The organism is Absiella sp. AM09-50, from assembly GCF_003433845.1.
GTDB classification, from domain to species: domain Bacteria; phylum Bacillota_I; class Bacilli_A; order Erysipelotrichales; family Erysipelotrichaceae; genus Hoskinsella; species Hoskinsella hominis.
Genome location: NZ_QVFI01000007.1, coordinates 109,947 through 134,103, shown reverse-complemented (window position 1 = coordinate 134,103; position 24,157 = coordinate 109,947). Strand labels below are relative to the sequence as shown.

The window sequence follows — 24,157 nt, the reverse complement described above, 5'->3', positions numbered from 1 at the left end:
TATGAAACGTTTTAATGAATTTATCAAACAGTTATCACTAACACAACAGCTGTTCGCATTAATTTTCTGTTTTGTGACATTCTTTGCGCTGTTTTTCTTTGTATATCTGAATGGAAATGTCGATCAGGTATTGCGTGGCAGAGAATATGATATGATCAAAGAAAACCAGGAAACCAGTGTAGCGTTAAAAGAGAATACGATTCTTTCTGGACAGGATAAATATCCTGTCATCGCAAATGTACAGACAATCTCTTTTGTGATTCAGGATGGCAGAGGCTATCAATCATCAAATTTAGGTGCATCAGAAGCAGAATGGGAATGCATTTTAAATGATATTGCCACCATGAATAAAAAAGGTGCCAGTGAATGGAGTGGCTTTTATCCAGGCGGTAAAAAAGATTCTTATTATTATATCACAAAAGTAGATGATAACCAGTATCTGATTTCCCGCAGTGTTTCCAGCAGCTTTGATAAATATAAAGATGAACTGGTCAGCCGTGTCATTTATATTACAGTGATCGTTGTAGGATTCTTTTTCATTATCCTGATGATGTGGGTCATTACTCTGATTCATCCATTAAACCAGATACGTAATTATATTGAGCGTGTCAAACAGGGAAAAGATGCAGAACTGCATGTTAATCGTAAAGATGAGATTGGTGAACTTGCGGAAGCACTCATCAGTATGCGTGAAGAACTGCGTAAACAGGAAAAGACCAAAGAAGATATGATTCATAATATTTCTCATGATTTGAAAACACCAATTGCGACAATCAAGTCTTATGGGGAAAGTATCAAAGATGGCATTTATCCATATGAAACTTTGGAAAAGAGCGTGGATGTCATTATCGAAAATGCAGATCGATTAGAAAATAAAGTGCATTCTTTATTATTTATGAATCGTGTAGAATATTTGATTTCTCAGGATGCTGAAGGTATTTCTTCTGATATGAAGGAAATCGTGGAAAAAGTTGTACAGGCAAATAAAGTAATCAAACCGGAAATTGAATTTATCACAGATTTAGAAGAAGTGTGGTTTGATGGTTTAGCCGAACCTTGGCGTGTTGCTGTGGAAAACATTGTGGAAAACGCATTGCGCTATGCGAAAACAAAGATAGAAATCCATTTGAATGAAGAAGAAGGATTAACGATTGCCAATGATGGTCCTTGTATGGAAGAGGATCGTATCAAAGTGCTGTTTAAGCCTTATGAAAAAGGACAAGGTGGAAAATTTGGCCTTGGCTTATCCATCGTATCCAAAGTCGTTGCCGCAAACCATTATGAAGTATGTGGTGAAAATACAGAAGATGGTGTAATCTTTAGAATCACAAAACCAAAACCAGAAGGAAAGAAGGGACGTTAGTTTCTTCTTTTTTCTGTATAATTTTCCAATCTTTGTGTTTCTCATGATATACTGAAACTAGGTGATGAAAAATGAAACATAAGTTAATCGTAGCGCTAAGCATTCTTTTATGCTTGAGTGGCTGTTCCACAAAACCGGATGAAAAACCTGTGGATAAAACAGAAGAGCATCAGGAAGAAAGCATAAAAACTATGGAAATTGATGGTATGATAGAAGATATTACAAGTACACGTATTATAATTAAAGCCCCGAAAGAAACAATATCTATGAATAGAGAAAAAGCAGATATTAGCGGCGATTTGATTGTAGGTAATAAAGCACATGTGACATATAAGGAACAAGATGATGACAGGATTGCCATACAGATACAAATAAGCAGTGAAACAAAAAGTGATATTGATGAGATGATTTTTAATATGACATTGGAAGAAAAGGTGGGGCAAATGTTTATGGTGCGTTGTCCAACATCTGAGGCGTTAGAAGCAATCGATACATATCATATGGGTGGCTATATGCTATTTGATGAAACGATTTCGCCTTATACAAAAGATCAATTTATCACAAATAATGAAGCTTTTCAAAGAGAAAGCAAGATTTCGATGCTGATTGGAGTAGATGAGGAAGGTGGTAGTGTCAACCGCTTAAGCTGGTATACAAATTATCGATCACAGCCATTTGCATCTCCGCAAACATTGTATCAGGAAGGTGGATTTAATCGCATTATAGAGGATACAAAAGAAAAAGATGCGTTATTGAAATCACTTCAAATCAATGTGAATTTTGCGCCTGTCAGCGATGTATCCACAAACCCATCAGATTTTATATATCCTCGTGCATTTGGAAAAGATGCTGCACAGACTTCAGAGTACGTAAAAACCGTTATAAATACAATGAAAACAGATCAAATGGGAAGTGTACTCAAACATTTTCCAGGGTATGGCAACAATCAGGATACCCATACAGGAAGTTCTCTAGACAAGCGTTCTTATGATAATTTTGTGAAGCAGGATTTTTTACCATTTGAAGCAGGTATAGAAGCTGGGGCAGGATCAATACTTGTATCTCATAATATAATCATGGCAGTGGATGAAAATAATCCAGCGTCTTTATCTCCAAAACTGCATGAAATTCTTCGTCAGGATTTAAATTTTGATGGTGTGATTTTTACAGATGATCTTTTTATGGATGCGATACGTAAAACCAGAGGGCTTGAGGAGGGGGCGATTGAGGCCGTGGAAGCAGGCAATGATATGCTGATTATCCGAAATTATAAAGTCCAGATACCAGCGGTTTTGCGCGCAGTAAAAGAAGGTACGATAAAAGAAGAACGTATCAATGAAAGTGTTAAACGTATTTTGCTTTGGAAAAAACAATTAGGATTAATTTAAAATGAACATACATGCATGTGTGTTCGTTTTTTTCTATTGGTCTAATTCTGTAGGATACTGTCATATACTTATCATAGATAGGAGGTATCATACGATGGAGGAACAAGATAATCATATCAATCTTACAATCAAAGGTACTGGTCAGGGCGTTATTCTGTTACATGGCTGGGGACAAAATGCATATATGATGAAGTTTATTCAGGATCATCTTTCTAAGCGCTTCTGTGTGATGAATCTGGATCTTCCAGGATTTGGCGATAGTGAGGAGCCTGAAAGGGTGTGGAATATACAAGATTATGCAAATTGTATACATGCATTGGCTGATCAATATCATATGGAATGCCCGATTCTCATTGCACATTCATTTGGCGCAAGAATTGCATTTCGTTATGCTTTATCATATCCAGTAAAGAAAATGATTTTAACTGGTGCAGCAGGGATAAAAAAACATTATACATGGGATTATTATTTGCGGGTTTATACTTATAAGATATTGAAGAAAATGAAGATCAAAGCAAACCTTGGCAGCAGCGATTATCAAAATGCCAGTGGGATCATGCGGGGGATATTGGTAAAAGCGGTAAATGAGGATATCAGTACGGAATTATCTAAAATTGATGTAGAAACATTGCTGGTATGGGGAGAAAAGGATAATCAGACGCCTCTTTGGATGGGTAAACAGATGGAACATGATATGCAGAACGCCACACTTGTTGTGCTGGAAAAGGAGGACCACTTTGCTTATTTTCATCAAAGCTTTCGTTTTTTACGCATTGTGGATGCTTTCTTAGATGCGTAATATGATCATTTACTGGTTCATTTCCATCTGTTATCTTTATGTGAATATCAAATACAGTACCATGATTCTTCAACAACATCATTATCATAAAGATCGTTACCTGCATTGGCTGAAAAGCAACTGGCTTCAAAAACGTACCCTGCTCATTACGTTATTGTTGTGTTGTATGTATTTGTGTTTTTTACTACATGGGGAATATCGCAAAGAAGTCATCTTATTAATGATGGCACTAACTGCTTATTTCGCATATAAAATCGACCATGAAATAAAATATCGTCTGCCTTTAAAACTAACGCACCGTATCAAACGATTATTGTGTGTGCGTATCTTATTGTACGTGTTATTTTCATGGCTGTTTACACATGCAAATGATACCATATGGATCATTTGTACTCCATGGCTATATTGGCTGCCTTTCTTTGAAATTCTTATATCGCTTGTGATTGTAGAACCATTAGAGCGTATGATTCAACAGTATTATGTCAATGATGCGAAAACAAAACTGTCTAAACGTGATGATTTAACCATCATTGGCATTACGGGCAGTTATGGAAAAACGTCTGTGAAGAACATTTTATATACCTTATTAAGTGATTATTATGATACCCTGATGACTCCTAAGAGTTTTAATAATAAAATGGGAATTACACTTACCATACGAAACTCATTAAAACGCATGCATCAGGTATTCATATGTGAAATGGGCGCAGATCATGTGGGAGAAATATTAGAATTGATGCATTTTGTGAAACCGCAAATAGGTATTGTGACAGCAATTGGTCCCCAGCATCTTGCGACTTTTCATTCTATGGAGCATATTGTACGGGAAAAAATGTATATGATTGAGGAACTGCCAGCAAATGGCTTAGGCTTCTTAAATGCGGATAATGCCTATATCCGCGCACATCCACTTGCCAGTGCATGTAAGATTATCTGGTTTGGTAAAGATATGATTGCGGATTATCGTATCATGGAGATCCAGCCACATGCATCAGGTACGTCATTTTCTATTCAACATGAAAAAGAAGTATATGGTTTCGATATCAAATTATTGGGAGAACACAATGTGTATAATACATGTGCAGCAATCGCTGTAGCACATGAAATGGGGTTGCCATTTACAAGACTTCAGGAGCTGACTAAAGAAATACCTTATGTAAAGCATCGTCTTGAAATCGTTTCTACTACCCCCTACACCTTGATTGATGATGCATATAATGCCAATCCAACAGGTGCTCACAATGCTTTACAGGTATTAAAAGCGATGAAAGAGCGCGCCATCATCGTCACACCGGGGATGATTGAATTAGGCGATAGAGAAGATATCGCTAATGAAAAATTCGGAAAAGAAATGGCACATTGTGTAGATGAAGTGATTCTGGTTGGTATCAAAGTAACAAACAGAATTCAAAAAGGATTAATGGAAGAAGGGTTTGATGAAAATCATCTGCATATCTGTAAAGATTTTGCACAGGCAATGAAAGTGTTAAAAGAAATCGTACAGGAGCATGATGTGGTATTGCTGGAAAATGACCTGCCAGATGCGTTTTCACATTAACCAAATTTCCATAGGCGCATATACTAGCGTAAAAGCGGAAAGGAAGATCATATGAAAACGAACATTGTGGTAGCGTTTGGAGGAGAATCGGTTGAGCACGAAATCAGTATCTTATCAGCAATGCAGGTTATGGCAGCACTAGATAAAGAAAAATATGAAATCATCCCATTATATATCGCAAAGGATGGCAGAATGTATAGTGATGAGATGTTGATGGATTTAAATTTATATCAGGATTTGGATGAAATACAGGCAACGTTTTCGGAAGTTAGTTTGATTAGAAGAGAAGACCGCAATTATGTCATCCCTTCTCATCATCATTTTTTTAGAAAAGAAATAGAATTTGATATGGTATTTCCCGTCTTACATGGCACCTATGGGGAAGATGGCAGTTTTCAGGGATATTGTAAAACATTAAGAATTCCATTTATCGGCAGTGATGTTTGTGGTGCAGCAATTGGACAGGACAAAGTCATTATGAAACAATTGCTTCAGGAGGAAGGCATTCCTATTACTCCTTGGTTTCATGTATCCCTGTATCAAAAACTAGACGAGGCATTTTTTGCGAAGGCAAAACGATTGGGATATCCGTTGATCATAAAGCCAGCCAATTTAGGCAGCAGTGTCGGTATTCAAATCGCAAGAGATGATACACAGCTTCATAAAGCTTTAATTGAAGCATTTCAATATGATATCCAGGTTGTTGTGGAAAAACTTTTGACGCATGTAAAAGAAATCAATTGTTCTGTATTGGGGGATGAGGAACATGTACGCTGTTCAGAGTTAGAAGAAGTGAGAAAGATGGATGATATCTTATCTTATCAGGATAAATATATTCAGGATGGCGGTAGTAAAGGCATGGCAAGTGCTTCCCGAATCCTTCCAGCACTAATGGATGATGAAACAAGAGATGAAATACAACGATATGCCGCACTAACCTTTGAAATTCTCAAAGCAAGAGGTGTAGCTCGCATCGATTTTCTGATTGATGAAGATACACAGGATATTTATGTGAATGAAATTAATACCATTCCTGGTTCTTTATCTTATTATCTGTGGGAGGCAAGTGATCTTCCTTTTTCAAGTCTTTGTGATGAGTTGATTGAATTATCAAGAAAAAATGCCAGAAGAAACCGGAAACAGATTCATAGTTATCAAAGTAATATTTTAAAAGAAGCAAATGGCTTAAAATTAAACAAATAAAAAGGGGAGATACCTCCCTAATCATAACGTTTACGATACTCATTAGGCGACATATTTGTTGCCTTTTTAAATACCTGAGAAAAGTAAGACTGTGATGAAAAACCAGAAGATTCCGCAATTTGCGCAATCGGATAATTGGTCGTTTCTAACAGCTCCTTCGCACATTCCACACGTTTGCTAATCAGATAATTGATAGGTGAAACACCTTTATACTGTTTAAAAACATGTACTAGATAATACTTATTCATATAGCTTTTTTCACTTAGTAATTCCAATGTAATATCTTCACGGAAATGGTTATTGATATACTGCTCCACAAAGCGACATTCCTTTGTGATCTTCTGACTTGGTGCTACAATCATGTTAGCCTTGGTTCTTCGCACCATATTAATAATTAATACTTCTAATAAATCCTGACATACGATTTCATATTCTTCATCTTCATGCTCGATTTCCTGTAGTAAGGTCTTTAGATAAAAAAGAATTTCATGTTTATAATTATAATAATTATGTACGCTGTAATCATCCTGTTCGCCTTGTTTAGTGAGTGTGGTAAACTGTAGACCTTCAATACCTAATACAATATATTCTAACGGTTCTGTGTTTTTACTCATTTCAGTATGCATCACATTTGGATTCACGATGATTAAATCATCTTCTTTTATATCAAAGATTTCTTCATTTGCCTGAAAACTTCCACGTCCTCTTAATACATAAAACAACTCTGTACAATGATGGGCATGCGGTGTAGAATGCCAGTCTTTTTCATATAAAGATGTGGAAATATATAACAAATGGAAATTCATTTTTTCAATTTGTTGATGTCCTTTAAATTGATAGCGCTTTATACTCATAATATCACCTGATGACATTATATCAAATTCTTTGCCAAATTTGAAAAAATATTGTCAAAAAAACAAATTAAGCAATTTATCTAAAAAATCGGAAAAGGATATTAAAAAAATCCGATAACCACGCTGTCTACGTGAAATAAATTTTATATATATTGTAAAAAAGGCGAAAATGCCGATTTGACAATCATGCAATTCTTTTTTACAATGAGGGCAGGAAAAGATGAAAAATAGGAGGATAGTTCATTTATGAAAACGAAAGGACGCGTAACCGTTCCAACGGATGTGGATGTCATTGACGAAACATTACGTATCATTGATTTATGGGGTGCTGATGCAATCCGTGACTGTGATGGAACCAATATGCCAGAAGAACTAAGCAAATTAGACATCAAGCAGTATGCAACTTACTACACAACAAGAAAAGACAACGCATGGGCAACAGCTCATCCAGAAGAAATCCAGCAGATGTATCTGATGAGTGATCCTACAACTGCAACGAAAACATCACTTCGCATTCCATTGATGAAGCATTATTATGAAAAACAATTAAAGGTCAATACGATAGATGATATCAAACGCTGGTGGGAAGTCATTGATCGTACAACGGGAGAAGTTTTCCCTGTGGAAAACTGGAGTTATGATGAAAATACACAGGAAGTAATTTTAAATGACTGTGTACCATTTCATGCATATACCGTATCATTCTTAGCCTTTGTTATTTGGGATCCTGTACATATGTACAATGCCTTAACAAATGAATGGAAAGGTGAAGAACATCAGATGACATATGATGTACGTCAGCCCAAAACACAGGCATATGTGATTGAAAAATTAAAACGTTGGATCAAGGAACATCCAGAAGTAGATGTTATCCGTTTTACTACATTCTTCCATCAGTTTACCCTGATGTTTAATGATCAGGCAAAAGAGAAATTCGTGGACTGGTTTGGCTATAGTGCCAGTGTATCACCATATATCTTGAAACAGTTTGAAGAAGAAGTTGGATATCCATTCCGCCCGGAATATATCATTAATCAGGGATACCACAATTCAACATTCTGTGTACCAACCAAAGAATATAAAGACTTTATGCAGTTTCAGATGAGAGAAGTCGCAAAACTTGTGAAAAAGCTTGTGGATATCACCCATGAAGCTGGCAAAGAAGCCATGATGTTTTTAGGCGATCACTGGATCGGTACTGAACCATTTGGACCATATTTCAAGGATTTGGGAATTGATGCAGTCGTAGGTTCTGTAGGAAGTGGAACTACCCTTCGTTTAATCAGTGATATTCCAGGTGTTCGCTATACAGAAGGTAGATTTTTGCCATACTTCTTCCCAGATGTATTCTGTGAAGGCGGCGATCCTATCAAAGAAGCAAAAGAAAACTGGGTAACCGCAAGACGTGCCATTTTACGTTCACCACTTGATCGTATCGGATATGGCGGATATTTAAAACTTGCGTTAAAGTTCCCAGATTTCGTAGATTATATCACATCTGTATGTGATGAATTCAGAGAACTGTATGAACATGTACATGGCGCAACACCTTATGTTATGCCATTTAAGGTAACCATTTTAAACAGCTGGGGAAAAGTGCGCAGCTGGGGCACCCACATGGTAGCACATGCGTTATGGTATAAAGAAATCTATAGTTATTCTGGTATTTTGGAAGCATTGAGTGGTATGCCATTTGATGTGCAGTTTATCAGCTTTGATGATATCCTAAATGATGAACATGTTTTAGATGGTGCAGGAGTTATCATTAACGCTGGGGATGCATACACCGCATATAGTGGTGGAGAATATTGGGATAATCCTAAAATCGTAGCTGCTCTTCGTAAATTTGTTTATGAAGGTGGAGGCTTTATCGGTGTAGGGGATCCAAGTGCTTACCAGAAAGAAGGACACTTCTATCAACTATACGATGTTCTTGGTGTAGACAAAGAATTAGGTTTCTCTTTATCCACTGATAAATATAACTGGAATGAACAGGCTCATTTCTTAAATGAAGGTTTACACGATCCTTTCTTTGGTGAAGAAATCAAGAATGTATTCGCATTAGATGAAACAATCGTATTAAAAGATAATCGTCATAATATTCAATTTGCGACAAATACCTATGGCAAAGGAAGAAGCGTATATTTAAGTGGTCTGCCTTTCAGCTTTGAAAATGCAAGATTACTATATCGCTGCTTATTCTATGCTGCACATGAGGAAGAAAACATGAAGAAATGGTACAGTGAAAACTGTAACGTTGAAGTCAATGTTTATCCAAATACCAACAGTTATTGTGTTGTGAATAACACATATGAACCACAAAGCTCTACGATTTATACTGATAAAGACAGTTACCAGATTGATCTTGAAGCTAATGAGATCCGCTGGTTCACAATCGACTAAAACAAAAGCCACGATTTGTGGCTTTTTATTTGTGATGTGGAATCATATTAACGGCTTTTTTACCTTTGATTAATTTTGTTCCATCACTATAACCTTCTTCACGATCCTTTAGCTCTTGAATCAATATGTTTCTTAATTCATCAATACGTTTTTGATATGTTTCATCATGAATGGCATCATGACTTTCCCTTGGATCATTTATTAAATCAAAGTATTGTTCCTGTCCTGTTTCACTATACCAGATAAATTTATCCTGTGGTGTCACGATATAGTGATTAGAGAAAGCGGAATGAAAACTATGCTCCCCATGCAGGTATTCACGTATCTCTTGTGTATCACTTAATACATTCTTGACAAGGGAAATACCATCCACGCTATCAGGTACGTCGATATCACAAAGCTCTAACAGTGTTGGCATGATATCACGTAGTTCTGCGATCCCCTCTACTTTATGTGGAATGATGGGTGCGATATTTTTTCCAATATGCATAAGAAATGGGATATGGGTGCTTCCTTCATAAGGGAACACTTTGCGCCATAAGCTGTGATCAAATAACATTTCTCCATGATCTGATACAAAGACGATAATCGTATCATCATATACACCTTCTTCATGAAGGGCAGTTATGATTCTGCCTATCTGATGATCAACATGGGAAATAGAACCATAATATCCAGCCATGGCATTCTTGCGACTTTCTTCATCGTTACAGCCATAAATGGAATCGCAGATGTAACCAAAGGCATTGGTTTTTTCAATATCATCCCAATCACCATGTGCTGGTTTTCTTAAGTCTTTATCTTTGTACATATCGAAGTAGCTTTGCGGAGGATCTAATGGCTGGTGTGGTCGTACAAAGCTTGACATTAAAAAGAAAGGCTTTGTATGATCTCTTGTCTGTAAGTAGCGGATACTTTGATCTGCGACCCAGTTGGTTGGATGAAGGCGTTCTTCATAGATCCATGGGTGAGTTACCCATGAGTTGCATTCAGCACCACTTGCATTGAAATCAGCACTTCTTCCATAGATATTTTGAAGATCATATAAATAATCATCACTTACTTCTTGATGCATCCAATGAGGGATATGATTGTTTCGATAACATCCCAAGTATCCATCATGCAGCTTCAATCCTTGAAAGCCACAGGATAAACGTGGGGGATGTACATGCATTTTTCCAATACATTGTGTTTGATAGTCTGCATTGGAAAACTCCTCTGCCATATAATGATCATATTCCCATGCGACATTATCTTCATAGCCTACTCTGCCATGGCCTTTCTGACTTCTTCCAGTAAGCAATGCTGCTCTTGCGGGAATACAGCTAGGGGTAGCACTATAAGCGTTTGTAAAGCAGATGCCATCTGCGGCTAAGGAATCTAAATAAGGCGTTTTAACATCAGGATGTCCTGCAAAAGATAAGCAGTCACCACGAAACTGATCACACATTAGTAATAATATATTCGGTTTATTTTTCATTGTTTTTCTCGCTCCTGTTCTTTTTTATTATAAAGCATTGTAAATGAAAACGGAATCATTTAAAATAAGAAAGCTAATTTCTTTATGAAATATAGCAACATCCCTTATAATGGTATTAACGACAGGGAAATGTATTTTTATGTCTATCATATGTAATATATTTTTAGATTTATCGCTTTTTTGCTTATTATCGCAATATATATAAAATTAGTAACAACATTATGTATGGTAAAAGCGGTTACAATTGGCTATAATGTAGACATGGAAAACATAATCCACAAGGAGGAAACGGGAGATTATGAAAAAATTATTGAAAGTCGGTTGCTCAGCATTAGTATTAGCGACCCTTGTTGCCGGCTGTGGTAGTAAAGATGACGGCAAGAAAAGTGATGCTCCAACAGAAGGAGGAAAACGTGTCTTAAAAATTGACGCATTTGATGGCGGTAACGGCCAGAAATTCTTAACTGATTTGAAAGAAGCTTTTGAAAAAGAACACAAAGATGTAACAATCGAATTACGTGTTGAAAAAGAACTTCCTACATTATTGGATAAAGAAAACGCTACTGGAAAATATTCAGATGTTGTTTACTTTAACTTAGGTCAGCCTTCTTCATACACAGAAACTCAGTTAAATACTGGTGAAGTTGCGGACATTAGTGATGTATTCAAAGATTTAGGTGATAAAGTTGACAAGTCATTTGTTAATAGTTCTGTTTCTCAGTATATGGGAGATGGAAAGAACTATCTGGCTCCAATCAGCTATACACCAGCTGGATTCTACTATAACACAAACCTTGTTGGTGAAGGTAAGAAATATGCATTACCTGAAACTTGGGATGATATGTGGGCATTAGGCGAACAAGCTAAGAAAGATGGAATCGCATTATTTACATATCCACAGGCTGGATACTTCGATACTACATTAATGGGTATGTTAGACCAGGTTGGCGGATTAGAATATTTCACAAAAGCATTGAAATATGAAGACGGTACTTGGGATTCTGACAATGGTAAGAAAGTAACTGAAACTATTTCTAAATTAGTAAGTAATTACTTATGGTCAGATACAGTAGCTAATGCGAATACAAAAGATGGTTTCACTAACAACCAGCAGGCTGTTCTTGATGGAAAAGCATTGTTTATGCCTAACGGTTCTTGGGTAGTTGGTGAAATGGAAAAAACTACACCTAAGGATTTCCACTGGGGTGTAATGGCACTTCCTGCATTTGAAAAAGGCGGAGAAAGAGTTGCTACAGCGTTCACAGAACAAATGTGGATTCCAAAGCAAGCTGCTAACATTGCTGATGCAAAAGAATTCTTGAAATTTATCTATTCTGACGCAGGTGCTGATATTATGATGAAATATGGTTTGGTAGTTCCTATTCAGGGTGCTAAAGATAAGATTTCTGATCCATTAACAAAAGAATTCTATGGTATTTATGATAACGAAAACGTACGTGCATCTGTAGGTGCTTACGCTCCTTATGACACTACAAAAGTTAAAGAACAATTTAAAGACGTAGTATATGGACCAATTAACGATATCGCTAATGGTAAATCAGATGCAGCTGCATGGCAGAAACAGTTGACTGATTTCTGGAAGAAATTAAAAGCAAACCCAGTTGCAACTAAATAAACTACTACAGTAATTAATAAACTTTAAAGCGGTGAGCTAATTACTCATCGCTTTTTAAAAGAATAAAAGGAGGAACATCCATGACAAAAAAGAAAGCACAAAAAAGATTTGTATTTGCATGTCTGGCTCCGGCAATCATATTGGTATGCTTATTTATGGTTTATCCAACACTTCAGGTATTTAGGATTTCCATGTTTGAAAAGCCAAAATTTGTAAGTCCGGAAACGTTCGTTGGATTAGGCAACTTCAAGGAATTGATGAGTGATATGACATTTGTTGAATCCTTACAGAATACAATTTTGATTATTGTCATCGTAACATTATTTACAGTCATATTAGCAATCTTGTTTGCGACTCTATTGACAAGAGAAAATTTCAAAGGAAAAAATATTTTCCGAGTAATCTTCTATATTCCTAATATTTTGAACATTGTTGTTATTGCAGGTATCTTCTCAGCAATCTATGCACCAAGCAATGGTTTGTTAAACAGCCTGTTGGTAACACTTCATCTGGATGGATTGACACAGCAGTGGATGGGTAATCCGGATATCGTATTGTATTCCATTATCGCAGCCCTTGTATGGCAGGCAATTGGATACTATATGGTAATGTATATGGCAAGTATGACTTCTATTCCAGAAAACTTATATGAAGCAGCTTCATTAGAGGGCGCTTCAAAGTTAAAACAGTTCTTTATGATTACACTTCCATTGATTTGGGACAATATCCGTACAACATTGACATTCTTCGTAATTTCAACAATCAACTTAAGTTTCATGTATGTACAGATCAATACCGATGGTGCATTAGGCACAGAAGTTGCATTAAACTATATGTATAAACAAGCATTTGGTGGTAACTTCGGTTATGGTATGGCAATCGGTGTTTGTGTATTTATTTTCTCATTTGGTCTTGCAGGTATCTTGAACAAGATCACAAATCGAGAAGTGTTAGAATACTAGGAGGGGTGAATTATGAAAAAGAAAGAAAAAATGTCATCACATGCCTGGTATAAAATATTTGTATACTTTGCAATGATCGTATTTGCGATTACAATCGTTGTACCTATTGCCTGGGTATTCTTAGCAAGTTTAAAAAGTCAATTAGAGCTTGTTGGTGATCCTTGGACATTACCAGAAGTATTATTATGGAGTAATTATGCAACGGCATTTACCAAAGCACATATGGGTGATTATCTAATCAACTCAGTTATGGTAACTGCAATGGCTTTGGTTATTTTATTAATCGTTGCATTGCCAGCTTCTTATGTATTAGCAAGATTTAACTTTAAAGGGAAAAAAGCAGCGAATATGTTGTTTATGGCGGGGTTATTTGTTAACGTAAACTACATTGTATTGCCAATTTATCTGATGTTATTTAATGTGGATAAAGCATTGGGATTAACGAACTTCTTATTAAATAATAAGCTGGTTCTTGCCATTGTTTATGCATCTACATCTCTTCCATTTACGATTTATCTGTTAAGTGGATTCTTCAAGACTCTTCCAAAGGCATATGAAGAAGCAGCCTTGATTGATGGATGTGGATACTTTAAAACTATGACTAAGATTATGATTCCAATGGCTCGTCCAAGTATCATTACCGTTATTTTATTCCAGTTCTTATCCTTCTGGAATGAATATATCGTAGCATTTACATTGATGGAAAAAGAAAACTCCACATTGGCTGTAGGATTGAAGTTCCTGATGGCTTCTCAAAGGTCACAGGCAGATTTTGGTGTCATGTATGCCGGCTTAGTTATCGTCATGGTACCAACGCTGATTCTATACATTTTAGTACAAAAGAAACTGACACAAGGTATGAGCCTTGGTGGTCTGAAAGATTAGGAGTTTAGATTATGGGAAAAACAAAGGGTAGAGTAACATTGCCAAGTCAATCAAATTTTCTTGAGCAAACGAAAGATTTATTAAACCGCTGGGGTGCGGATGCCATTCGTGACAGTGATGGAACAAAGCTGGATGATGACATCAAACATCTGGATGCTAAAATTTATACAACATATTTTGTAGCAAGAGGTCATAATGAATTTGCTCAGCAGCATATGGAAGAATGCCAGCAGATTTATCTGATGAGCGCTTATACATTAGCTACTGAGAATCAGGTAAGCATTGCATTTGCGAAAGAATATTTTGATCAACAGGTAACACCTGATTATGATCATGATCCAAAAGTATGGTGGGAAGTGATGGATCGTACAACGGATGAAGTTGTGGATCCAGCAAATTGGGACTATGATAAAGAACATCACATCGTAACAGTCAACAATGTCATACCTTTCCATGAATACACAGTATCTTTCTTAGCATATATCTTATGGGATCCAACACAGATGTATAACCATATCACAAATGACTGGGGAGATAAACCTCATGAAATCCCATTTGATGTAAGAAAACCAGCATCTGCACAATATGTTGTAGATTATCTGAAACAATGGTTGAAAGATAATCCAGATACAGATGTTGTCCGTTTCACAACATTCTTCTATCACTTCACATTGATCTTTAATGCCCGTGCGAAAGAAAAATTCGTTGACTGGTGTGGATATGGTGCAAGTATTTCTACAGAAGCAATGTTGGCATTTGAAAAAGAATATGGATATAAACTACGTCCAGAAGACTTTGTACAGAATGGATATTACAACTCTACATTCTGTGTACCAACAAAAGCGTATCTGGATTATATCGATATGCAGCAGCGCTTTGTAAAAGATAAAGCCAAAGAGCTTGTGGAATTGACGCATGCTGCCGGCAAAGAAGCTATGATGTTTTTAGGAGATAACTGGATTGGTACAGAGCCTTATGGCAAATACTTCCCGGAAATCGGATTAGATGCAGTGGTTGGTTCTGTGGGTAATGGGGCAACACTTCGTTTGATTTCAGATATTCCTGGTGTAAAATATCATGAAGGAAGATTCTTGCCTTACTTCTTCCCGGATACCTTCTATGAAGGAAATGATCCAATTCCAGAAGCAGTAGACAACTGGTTATGCGCAAGACGTGCAATCATGCGTAAACCAATTGATCGTATTGGTTATGGCGGATATCCAAGCTTAGCATATAAATTCCCGAAATTTGTGGATTATATTGAAAAAGTTTGTGATGAATTCCGTTATATTTATGATCATGTACATGAAAATGAACCTTATTGTGGCTTAAGGGTTGCGATATTAAACAGCTGGGGATCTTTACGCAGCTGGCATCCTTATATGGTCGCACATGGATTATATTGTAAACAGATTTATTCCTACAATGGTATGCTGGAAAGCTTATCAGGCGCAAGTGTGGATGTAACATTTATCAGTTTTGATGAAGTGTTGGCACATGGTATCCCAGAAGATATCGATGTAATCATCAACGCAGGTGATGCTGGTACAGCATTCTCTGGTGGAAGCGTATGGAATAATGAAAAACTGGTATCTATGCTTCGTGCATGGGTATACAATGGTGGTGGACTTGTAGGTATCGGTGAACCAACAGCAATTGAAAAAGGTGGACATTTCTTCCAGCTTGCGGATGCATTTGGTGTAGATAAAGAACTTGGCTTTACACTACATACAGATAAATATTTCCATACACCAGTAGAGCAGCACTTCATTACGGAAGATGTTGTGGAAGATTTAAACTTTGGCGAAGGTATGAAAAATATCTATGCACTAAGTGAAGATACACAAATCATCTCTTATAGTAATGGAGAAGTACATTTAAGTACACACACATATGGAAAAGGTCGCTGTGTTTATATCGCAGGACTTCCATATAGTGAACAGAATACAAGAATTCTGATGCGTTCATTATATTATGCAGCTGATAAAGAAGCAGAGTTTAGAAAATGGTATGCGGATAATTTATATTGTGAAGTACATGCTTATCCAAAGAGTGGTACGTATGCAATCTTAAATAATACCAATCGTGAACAAGTTACAAATGTATATGATGGTGAAGGCAACAAGACCAGTGTGACACTGGCACCTGGAGAAATTCGATGGATGGTGATGAATGATGGAAAGTAACATTGTTAAAAATATCGTAATGGCAATCTTGTTCTTCGTATTCCTGGGAATGATCATTGTCGGACAAAAAACCGTATCATTAGGCAATTTAGGTATGGAACTACTTGGATTAGCCGGACTGCTTGTGGAATTATATATCTACAACAAAAAGTATAAATAGGAGGTAACGATATGGCAGAATTATCATTAAAACATATAGATAAGGTATATGACAATAACGTTCAGGCTGTATTTGATTTCAATTTAGAGATCAAAGACAAGGAATTTATTGTATTCGTAGGACCTTCCGGATGTGGAAAATCTACAACACTTCGTATGATTGCCGGTTTGGAGGATATCACTGCAGGAGAATTTTACATTGACGGGAAACTGATGAATGATATAGAACCTAAAGATCGTGATATCGCCATGGTATTCCAGTCTTATGCATTATATCCACACATGAGTGTCTATGACAATATGGCATTTGGTTTACAGCTTCGTAAAACACCAAAAGAAGAAATTGACAAACGTGTTCGTGAAGCAGCTAAAATTTTGGAAATTGAACCATATTTGGATCGTAAGCCAAAAGCATTATCTGGTGGACAGCGTCAGCGTGTTGCGCTGGGGCGTGCAATCGTTCGTAATGCGAAAGTATTCTTAATGGATGAACCACTTTCCAACCTGGACGCAAAATTGCGTGTACAGATGCGTAGTGAAATTATCAAACTGCATGAAAGAATCGGAGCTACTTCTATTTATGTAACACACGATCAGACAGAAGCCATGACAATGGCCGATCGTATCGTTGTTATGAAAGGTGGATATATCCAGCAAATTGGGGCACCAAAAGAAATTTATAACAATCCTGCCAACATGTTTGTCGCAGGATTCCTGGGAGCACCAGCAACAAACTTTGTGAAAGGTACATATACTCATAAAAAATTCGTTACAGATGGACAGGAAATCATCGTTCCGGATATGTTTATTGAAAGCTTACAGCCATATGAAGGCAAAGAGCTAGTCATGGGTATTCGTCCAGAAGATTTACATGGAGAAGGTATTGTTGCGGAAACTTATCCAAGTGCAGCATTTGATTTCCATGTGGAAGTCAGTGAATTGTTAGGACATGAATATATCCTTCATGGAAGCTTCCACAATCAGCCAATGAATGCGAAGGTTGCGGCTAGAATTGAAGCGAAACCTCATGAAACAATCGCATTGACAATGGATCTAAGTAAAGTACATTTCTTTGATCCAGAAACTGAAAATAGAATCATGTAGTTGATTACTGAATGGTCAGTTGCAATTCATATTAACTCTTTCCTTCTCTTGATTCGATATGATCATTCAGTTTCATAGGGATTGCGTAAGGGGATGCTGCCTCTTACGCATATCCTGCCAGAGCCAAAAAAAGAATAAGGTACAAAAAAGTGGAGAACGAGCGCTTAGCGTTCGTTTTCCACTTTTTATAATCTAATCATTTGATTTTGATTTGTAGCTGTGTGATAAATTCTTCTTCAATCTTGGTTTCATGATCATCAATGATAAAGAATTCCATTGCATAATCATCTATTTCATAGCCATGTGTATGGGCATAGGTTAATAACGCTTTGATATAGGTGTTGCTTTCATCACGTTTTCCTTTATAATAATACGTCAGATAATCTCCTTCTGGTAATAAAAACTCATAGGATTCTAGATTATCTCCTACAATAAATACACTGTGTGGATGAATATCATTCTCATCACTCATATCAAGGATATAACCAGTATTGAAATTACCAATGATAAACAGATTCTTTTCATATTCTTTTGATAAACGAACCAGCTGTAAATCCGCATCACTTCGATTGGTAGAACTCTTTAACGCAACGCATTTACGTTCATGAAAGTGCTCCTTCTGTATTTGGTTAGGGATGATCTTTTGACTTTGACGAAGTGATTTCTTTCTAATTTTTACACTTTCTTCGATGCGTTTTAATTCTTTAATTTTTTCCTTGATGATTTTTTCTTCTTTTTCCATAAAGGCAAGGGAAGAAGAAATACTTTGATTTTCCAGATATGCTTTAATGCTTTGCATAGAAAAGCCAAGACTTCTTAAATCACGAATGACATTCAACCGGTGGATATCATTGGTTGTATATTGACGATATCCATTACTAGCACGTTTTGGATGCAGAATGCCAAGCTCTTCATAATAACGGATAGAATCTACACCGATATTATAAAGCTTACTGATTTCATTAATCTTATAGTAGTTCTTCATAAGCCTCTCCTTATTCTTTATAAATGATCTTCTTTCAGCCATGTTTCATCCACTGGCAGCTCCTTGATATAGGTAATACCATATTGGCTTGGATCTTTGGATTGATGATATTTCATCATGAGATGGGTATCATCGATCTTGCCTGTGATTTCAATTTTACCACTTTGATGTGACATGATGTACTTTAAGCATTTTCCTTGACCATTTTGTTGTGCCTTGGCTTTTTCTACGATATCATAGCCAAGTGCCAGCGGAATTTGAAATTGAGTTTTTACACCACAGACAGGGCGACATTGGAAAATGTAATATGGGACTACACCGATTCGGGTCAGACCCTGTAAAAGCTGTGCCAAAGTATCCGCATCATCATTGACACCTTTCAACAATACTGTTTGATTTTTCACAATGATGCCAGCATCTCTTAATAATTTAACCGCAAGTGTGGATTCCTTTGTGATTTCACGAGGATGGTTAAAATGGGTTACGATATAAATCGGTTTGATATTGTTGTATTCACGAAACATAGTCACAAGTTCTGGATCATTGATGATACGTTGTGGAAATACAACGGGAATCCTGGTCCCAAAACGGATAAAATCCAAATGCTCCATTTTAGAAAAGGTATCTAAGTAGCGTTTAATCATATGATTATCCTGACATAAAGAATCTCCACCGCTGATCAATATATTATTGATTTCCTTATGCTCAGCCACATAGTTCTCAATGGCATCAAAGCGTTTCATAATCTCATCACCAGATAAACCTACCAGCCTTCTTCGGAAACAATGCCGGCAATAGGAAGCACATTGATTGGTGGAAAGAATTAATGCAGTTTGCGCATATTTATGTTGTAGACCAACTACTTTGGTGTTTTCTTTTTCACCACTAGTGTCAAAAGAACCTTCCAAATGAAATTCTTGTAGACTAGGAACAGCAATACGGGCAATAGGATCATGAGGATCATCTTTATTGATCAAAGATAAATAATAGCGAGTGATGGACATAGGGAATTGTTCCAACAGACGATTTAATTTATTCTTTTCATCTTCTGTAAAATGATAGTACTTGGATAATTCCTCTATGGTTGTGATATTATGATGCAGTTCGTTTTGCCATAGCATAAACATCACCTCTTTTCTTCATCTTAACACCACATCAAGTATACTGCAATGTTGTGAATGATAGCGCAATCACATGAGATGTATACGGGATGATGAAAATTGAGGTTGACTCTGGTATTATACCAGGGTTTATAATGAACAGGCAAGAGGTGAATTATGAATAAAAAAAGACAGTTTTTAAAATTTGTAATACCAAGTGTTGTCAGTATGCTGGTATTTAATCTTTATACGATGGTGGATGGCATCTATGTTGCACGCTTTGTTGGAGAGCATGCATTATCCGCAGTAAATATTTCTATGCCATACATCAACTTTATTTTTGCTTTTTCTATACTATTCTCTGTAGGAACCTCTACGGTTGTGGCAATCTATCGTGGAGAAAATCGATTAGATAAAGCAAACCAGGTATTTACGATCAATACATTTGTATTGGCAATATCTGCAGTTTTGATTACCTTTCTGGCATATTTAAATCTGGATACACTGGCTTTCTTTCTGGGTGCTAGTGAGGTCACGATGCCTTATGTAAAAAACTATCTGGGAATCATCATCTGGTTTTCATTCTTCTTTATTGTATCCTATTCCTTAGAAGTACTAGTCAAAACCGATGGTTTTCCAAAGCTTACTACAGCAGCCATTGCCATTGGTGCCATTACCAATATCGTCATGGACTATGTGTTGGTGGTATTATGTAAGATGGGAATTCAGGGAGCGGCAATTGCGACTGGATTATCTCAGGTATTAACATTTGGTGTGTTTTTCCACCATTTCATCAAACGCAAAGGCAGTATCCACTGGATAAAATGCAGATTGGATTTATCCATCTATCAACGTATCCTTCCCATTGGAACAGCAGACTTTATGAATGAATTATCTGCGGGATTTATTGTATTTGTATTTAATCATGCGATATTGAAATATATCGGAGATGATGGTATCGTTACCTATACGATCATTACGTATATTTATAATATTGTTATGATGACATTTACTGGTATTTCCCAGGGAATGCAGCCACTTGTAAGCTTTTATCGAGGTAAAAAGGAACCCAAAACATGTGCGTTGTTTCTACGATATGGCTTTATATCCACACTGTTGACTTCCATTGTATCCCTTGCTATCTGTTTGATATTGACACCATTACTTGTATCGATCTTCCTTGATCCATCAAGTGGGGAATTGTTTAATGAAAGTGTCAAAGCTTTTCGGGAATACTCCTTATGTTATCTGGTTATTGGATATAACATTGTTGCCAGTGGTTATTTTGCGGCGAGTGAACAAAGTCGTTACTCCTTTACGATATCCGTATTAAGAGGCTTTATCATGATTGCGTTAAGCGTATTATTGATGGGATATCTCTTTCAGGGAGATGGTATCTGGTATGCGACGCTTGTATGTGAATCAGTTACATTGCTTGTGAGCGTTACATTTCTTTGGAAACAAAAGAAAAAAGGTGAGGCTGCCCTAAGTATTGCTTAGGATGCTTCACCTTTTTGATGCATCTTTTTTAAGTCCTCTAATAGATAATATAAACGATAACGGTCTTTTTCCTGTAACTCAATATTTGGGTTATACAGATAATGCTGTAATACATCACTGTCTTTCAACATTTCCGCAAAACGGGAATCTGTACGGGACATTTTATCTGAGTGCGTGGCAATTGCACTTGTGATGGCGATTATTTCATCTTCTTTAAACAGTTTTGATTCTTCTAAGATAGATTTTGCTAAAACAGCACTTCGTTGTGCATGATCTTTATGAGGACAATTTTCTGCATAAATTGCAATGTCATGTAACATACCAGCGACACCGGCAAGTTCAACATCAAGTTTCCTTACAGTTGCCAGATAAATGGCACATTGAGAAACACCATAACTATGCAAATAGGCAAACTTTCGATTTTCCTCATTAGCCAGCTTTTGAATAATCTTGTCAGTTTCGATACGAATAAGTTCTAAGCGATCCATTGGTATCACCTTCTTCTACTTTTATTTTATCATTTCTTCGTTTTATTGTATAGTGAAAGTCCATGTTCAATATAAAAAAAACGTTGATCTTAAGACCAACGTTTTCGGTATTGTTTTGGTTAATTAAGCTTCTACAGAAACATTAGCAGCCTGCTGACCGCGATCACCTTCAACAACGTCGAAAGTTACTTTCTGTCCTTCTTCCAAAGAACGGTAACCATCAGCATTGATGCTTGTGTAGTGAACGAAGATATCTTTTCCTTCATCAGAAGTGATAAATCCGTATCCTTTTTCTGCGTTAAACCATTTTACTTTACCTGTACTCATTTTTCGTACCTCCTATAAGTGTTGAATAAGAAGCCCTCAAATGTATAAAAAAATCACGATTAGATCATTGTACATTAGAGAATAAATACAATTCCAGAATCGTGAAATCATAGTTATTGCTTTTTATTACTTATATACCTTATCACTTTTTTTGTGTGTTGTCAACGTAAAACGCTTACGTTTTTATTTTTGTATCAAAAATCCCTTTATAAAAAACAGGAAAGCAGTTTCAGAAATCTTAAAATTGGGGTATAATATAAACAGACATACGAATAGATTGGAGGAATCTGTTATGATCATAAAAGATGAAATGCTGGCGGCGGCAATTGCCCGTACGTTACAGATACCACAGGAAGCCATAGATGAGAAGCAGATGGAAAAATTAACGACGTTATCTGCCCGTTCAGCCGGCATTGTTTCACTTGATGGTTTACAATATGCCATTAATCTGGATTATTTAGATCTATGCGGAAACAGCATTGAAGATCTAGAGCCAATCAAGGATTTGAGGGAGATAGAATATTTAAATCTGTCTAAAAATATGCTGCGTGATATTCAGGCTCTTCGTGAATATCGTCAGCTGTTACGTTTGGATATCTCAAGAAATAATTTGTATACCATGGATATCTCTGCCCTTGCAGGTATGATTAATCTGGAAGAATTGAATCTGGAACGCAGTAAGGTAGATAATCTGTCTTATCTGGAAAATGTAAAGAAATTGAAGAAGTTATATGTTGGTATTGAAAACGGACCATTCCCATTATCCATACTGGGCATGCTGGATGAATTAAAAGAATTACATATGAATAAGATGTGGCTGTATGATATCAGTGATTTAACTTATTTGAAACACATTGAAGTATTAGACTTATCCACAAACCTGTTTTCTGATTTAAGTCCTTTACAGTATTGTAAAGATACACTTCGTTCATTAAACTTAACAAACAATGAATATTTGGTGGATTGCAGTATGCTTGCGGAATTCCCAAATCTGGAAACATTAGATTTATCATTTAATCATGTCAAAGATTTTTCTTTCTTGAAGAAGCTGAAGAAATTAAAAGATTTTCGTATTATCCAGGGTGGATTGACAGACCTTCGTAATTTAAAGGGATTGACAAAACTCGAAAAACTGGATATTTCAGAAAACCGTGTCACACATACAGAAGTATTAGAAGAAATGAAAAATCTGACATACTTTAAAGCAAGCTTTTGTTTCTTGAAAAGTATTGATTTCTTAAAGAATGCAAAACAGCTGGAAGAATTGAATGTATATAATAATCAGATCAAAAATATTGATGTTTTAAAAGGCTGTGATAAAATGACAACCTTGGATGTTGGCAATAATGATATCCGTCATATTGACTCTTTAGAAGGTATGATCAATCTGGAATGTTTAGGATTAAGCAATAATGACATCCGTGATTTAAAACCATTAAAAGATCTGACCAATCTAAGTTCTATTGATTTATATGGCAATGTAATCGAAGATTTAAATCCATTAAAGAAATTGTGCAATCTGACACGTTTGCGTTTAGATCACAACAGTGTTATGGATTTAAGTCCATTGGTAAGCTGCCAATATCTAAGTTCTTTAACATTGAAGGCAAATTATGTAACCGATGTTACACCGCTTTCCAAGCTGAAAAATTTGTATGAATTACGCTTAGATGAAAATCCAATTGAAGATATCAGTGTATTAGAAGATATGGAATACTACGATAAATTCTCATATTAATAGTAAAGGAGTATGTTCCCTGTATTAGGAACATACTCC

At 36.3% G+C, this 24,157-nt stretch carries 20 protein-coding genes; 14 read left to right on the top strand and 6 right to left on the bottom strand.

The genetic code is table 11. The features are described from left to right. The first annotated feature begins 1 nt into the window (after position 1). The 5 genes from DW114_RS08600 to DW114_RS08580 all read left to right on the top strand — a co-directional run bounded on the left by DW114_RS08600 (position 2) and on the right by DW114_RS08580 (position 6,311). A complete protein-coding gene (locus tag DW114_RS08600; RefSeq protein ID WP_117453365.1) occupies positions 2-1,363 on the top strand; it encodes a HAMP domain-containing sensor histidine kinase in 1,362 nt (453 codons plus the stop codon). Positions 1,364-1,434: 71 nt separating this feature from the next. Next, positions 1,435-2,751: a glycoside hydrolase family 3 protein gene (locus tag DW114_RS08595; protein WP_199483549.1), complete on the top strand. Its 1,317-nt coding sequence runs from the start codon at positions 1,435-1,437 to the stop codon at positions 2,749-2,751. 94 nt (positions 2,752-2,845) lie between these two features. Continuing rightward, positions 2,846-3,550, top strand: coding sequence for an alpha/beta fold hydrolase (locus tag DW114_RS08590; RefSeq protein WP_117453364.1), 705 nt, complete (start codon positions 2,846-2,848; stop codon positions 3,548-3,550). Next, a complete protein-coding gene (locus tag DW114_RS08585) occupies positions 3,543-5,108 on the top strand; it encodes a UDP-N-acetylmuramoyl-tripeptide--D-alanyl-D-alanine ligase (protein WP_117453363.1) in 1,566 nt (521 codons plus the stop codon). Before DW114_RS08590 ends, DW114_RS08585 begins: the two co-directional genes overlap by 8 nt. Positions 5,109-5,159: 51 nt before the next feature. Next, complete coding sequence (locus DW114_RS08580) at positions 5,160-6,311, top strand: D-alanine--D-alanine ligase family protein (protein ID WP_117453362.1); 1,152 nt, start codon at positions 5,160-5,162, stop codon at positions 6,309-6,311. Positions 6,312-6,328: 17 nt separating this feature from the next. Here the strand turns inward: DW114_RS08580 and DW114_RS08575 are convergent, their stop codons facing one another. Further along, positions 6,329-7,165, bottom strand: coding sequence for an AraC family transcriptional regulator (locus DW114_RS08575; RefSeq protein ID WP_117453361.1), 837 nt, complete (start codon positions 7,163-7,165; stop codon positions 6,329-6,331). Positions 7,166-7,411: 246 nt separating this feature from the next. Here DW114_RS08575 and gnpA (DW114_RS08570) point away from each other — a divergent pair, with 246 nt between their 5' ends. Continuing rightward, positions 7,412-9,568, top strand: coding sequence for a 1,3-beta-galactosyl-N-acetylhexosamine phosphorylase (gene gnpA, locus DW114_RS08570; protein ID WP_117453360.1), 2,157 nt, complete (start codon positions 7,412-7,414; stop codon positions 9,566-9,568). Between the two features lie 25 nt (positions 9,569-9,593). Here the strand turns inward: gnpA (DW114_RS08570) and DW114_RS08565 are convergent, their stop codons facing one another. Beyond that, positions 9,594-11,048, bottom strand: a complete 1,455-nt coding sequence (locus tag DW114_RS08565; protein ID WP_117453359.1) for an arylsulfatase — start codon at positions 11,046-11,048, stop codon at positions 9,594-9,596. Between the two features lie 298 nt (positions 11,049-11,346). Between DW114_RS08565 and DW114_RS08560 the strand changes: the two genes are divergently transcribed. The 6 genes from DW114_RS08560 (at position 11,347) to DW114_RS08540 (ending at position 17,980) form a co-directional block, all read left to right on the top strand. Then, entirely contained in the window at positions 11,347-12,684 is a 1,338-nt protein-coding gene (locus tag DW114_RS08560) for a carbohydrate ABC transporter substrate-binding protein (protein WP_117453358.1), read from the top strand. Between the two features lie 80 nt (positions 12,685-12,764). Next, positions 12,765-13,646 carry a carbohydrate ABC transporter permease gene (locus tag DW114_RS08555; RefSeq protein ID WP_117453357.1) on the top strand — a complete coding sequence of 294 codons (882 nt, stop codon included), beginning with the start codon at positions 12,765-12,767 and terminating at the stop codon, positions 13,644-13,646. A 12-nt stretch (positions 13,647-13,658) separates the two neighbouring features. After that, positions 13,659-14,531, top strand: coding sequence for a carbohydrate ABC transporter permease (locus tag DW114_RS08550; protein WP_117453356.1), 873 nt, complete (start codon positions 13,659-13,661; stop codon positions 14,529-14,531). Between the two features lie 11 nt (positions 14,532-14,542). Then, a complete protein-coding gene (gnpA, locus tag DW114_RS08545; RefSeq protein WP_117453355.1) occupies positions 14,543-16,717 on the top strand; it encodes a 1,3-beta-galactosyl-N-acetylhexosamine phosphorylase in 2,175 nt (724 codons plus the stop codon). After that, entirely contained in the window at positions 16,704-16,877 is a 174-nt protein-coding gene (locus DW114_RS21250) for a DUF6903 family protein (RefSeq protein WP_158552214.1), read from the top strand. Before gnpA (DW114_RS08545) ends, DW114_RS21250 begins: the two co-directional genes overlap by 14 nt. An 11-nt stretch (positions 16,878-16,888) precedes the next feature. Further along, on the top strand, positions 16,889-17,980 hold the full coding sequence (locus DW114_RS08540; protein WP_117453354.1) for an ABC transporter ATP-binding protein: 1,092 nt from the start codon (positions 16,889-16,891) through the stop codon (positions 17,978-17,980). A 196-nt stretch (positions 17,981-18,176) separates the two neighbouring features. Here DW114_RS08540 and DW114_RS08535 read toward each other — a convergent pair whose 3' ends face one another. Both DW114_RS08535 and DW114_RS08530 read right to left on the bottom strand, forming a co-directional pair. Continuing rightward, on the bottom strand, positions 18,177-18,965 hold the full coding sequence (locus DW114_RS08535) for a MerR family transcriptional regulator (protein WP_117453353.1): 789 nt from the start codon (positions 18,963-18,965) through the stop codon (positions 18,177-18,179). Between the two features lie 17 nt (positions 18,966-18,982). Continuing rightward, entirely contained in the window at positions 18,983-20,086 is a 1,104-nt protein-coding gene (locus DW114_RS08530; RefSeq protein WP_117453352.1) for a KamA family radical SAM protein, read from the bottom strand. Between the two features lie 156 nt (positions 20,087-20,242). Between DW114_RS08530 and DW114_RS08525 the strand changes: the two genes are divergently transcribed. Next, positions 20,243-21,565: an MATE family efflux transporter gene (locus DW114_RS08525; protein WP_117453351.1), complete on the top strand. Its 1,323-nt coding sequence runs from the start codon at positions 20,243-20,245 to the stop codon at positions 21,563-21,565. Here the strand turns inward: DW114_RS08525 and DW114_RS08520 are convergent. After that, the gene (locus DW114_RS08520; RefSeq protein ID WP_117453350.1) at positions 21,562-22,053 is read right to left on the bottom strand and encodes an HD domain-containing protein; all 492 of its coding nucleotides are present in this window, start codon (positions 22,051-22,053) and stop codon (positions 21,562-21,564) included. The genes DW114_RS08525 and DW114_RS08520 overlap by 4 nt on opposite strands. A 123-nt stretch (positions 22,054-22,176) precedes the next feature. Continuing rightward, complete coding sequence (locus tag DW114_RS08515) at positions 22,177-22,380, bottom strand: cold-shock protein (RefSeq protein WP_117453349.1); 204 nt, start codon at positions 22,378-22,380, stop codon at positions 22,177-22,179. A gap of 292 nt (positions 22,381-22,672) precedes the next feature. Between DW114_RS08515 and DW114_RS08510 the strand changes: the two genes are divergently transcribed. Next, the gene (locus tag DW114_RS08510) at positions 22,673-24,118 is read left to right on the top strand and encodes a leucine-rich repeat domain-containing protein (RefSeq protein ID WP_117453348.1); all 1,446 of its coding nucleotides are present in this window, start codon (positions 22,673-22,675) and stop codon (positions 24,116-24,118) included. Positions 24,119-24,157: the final 39 nt, after the last annotated feature.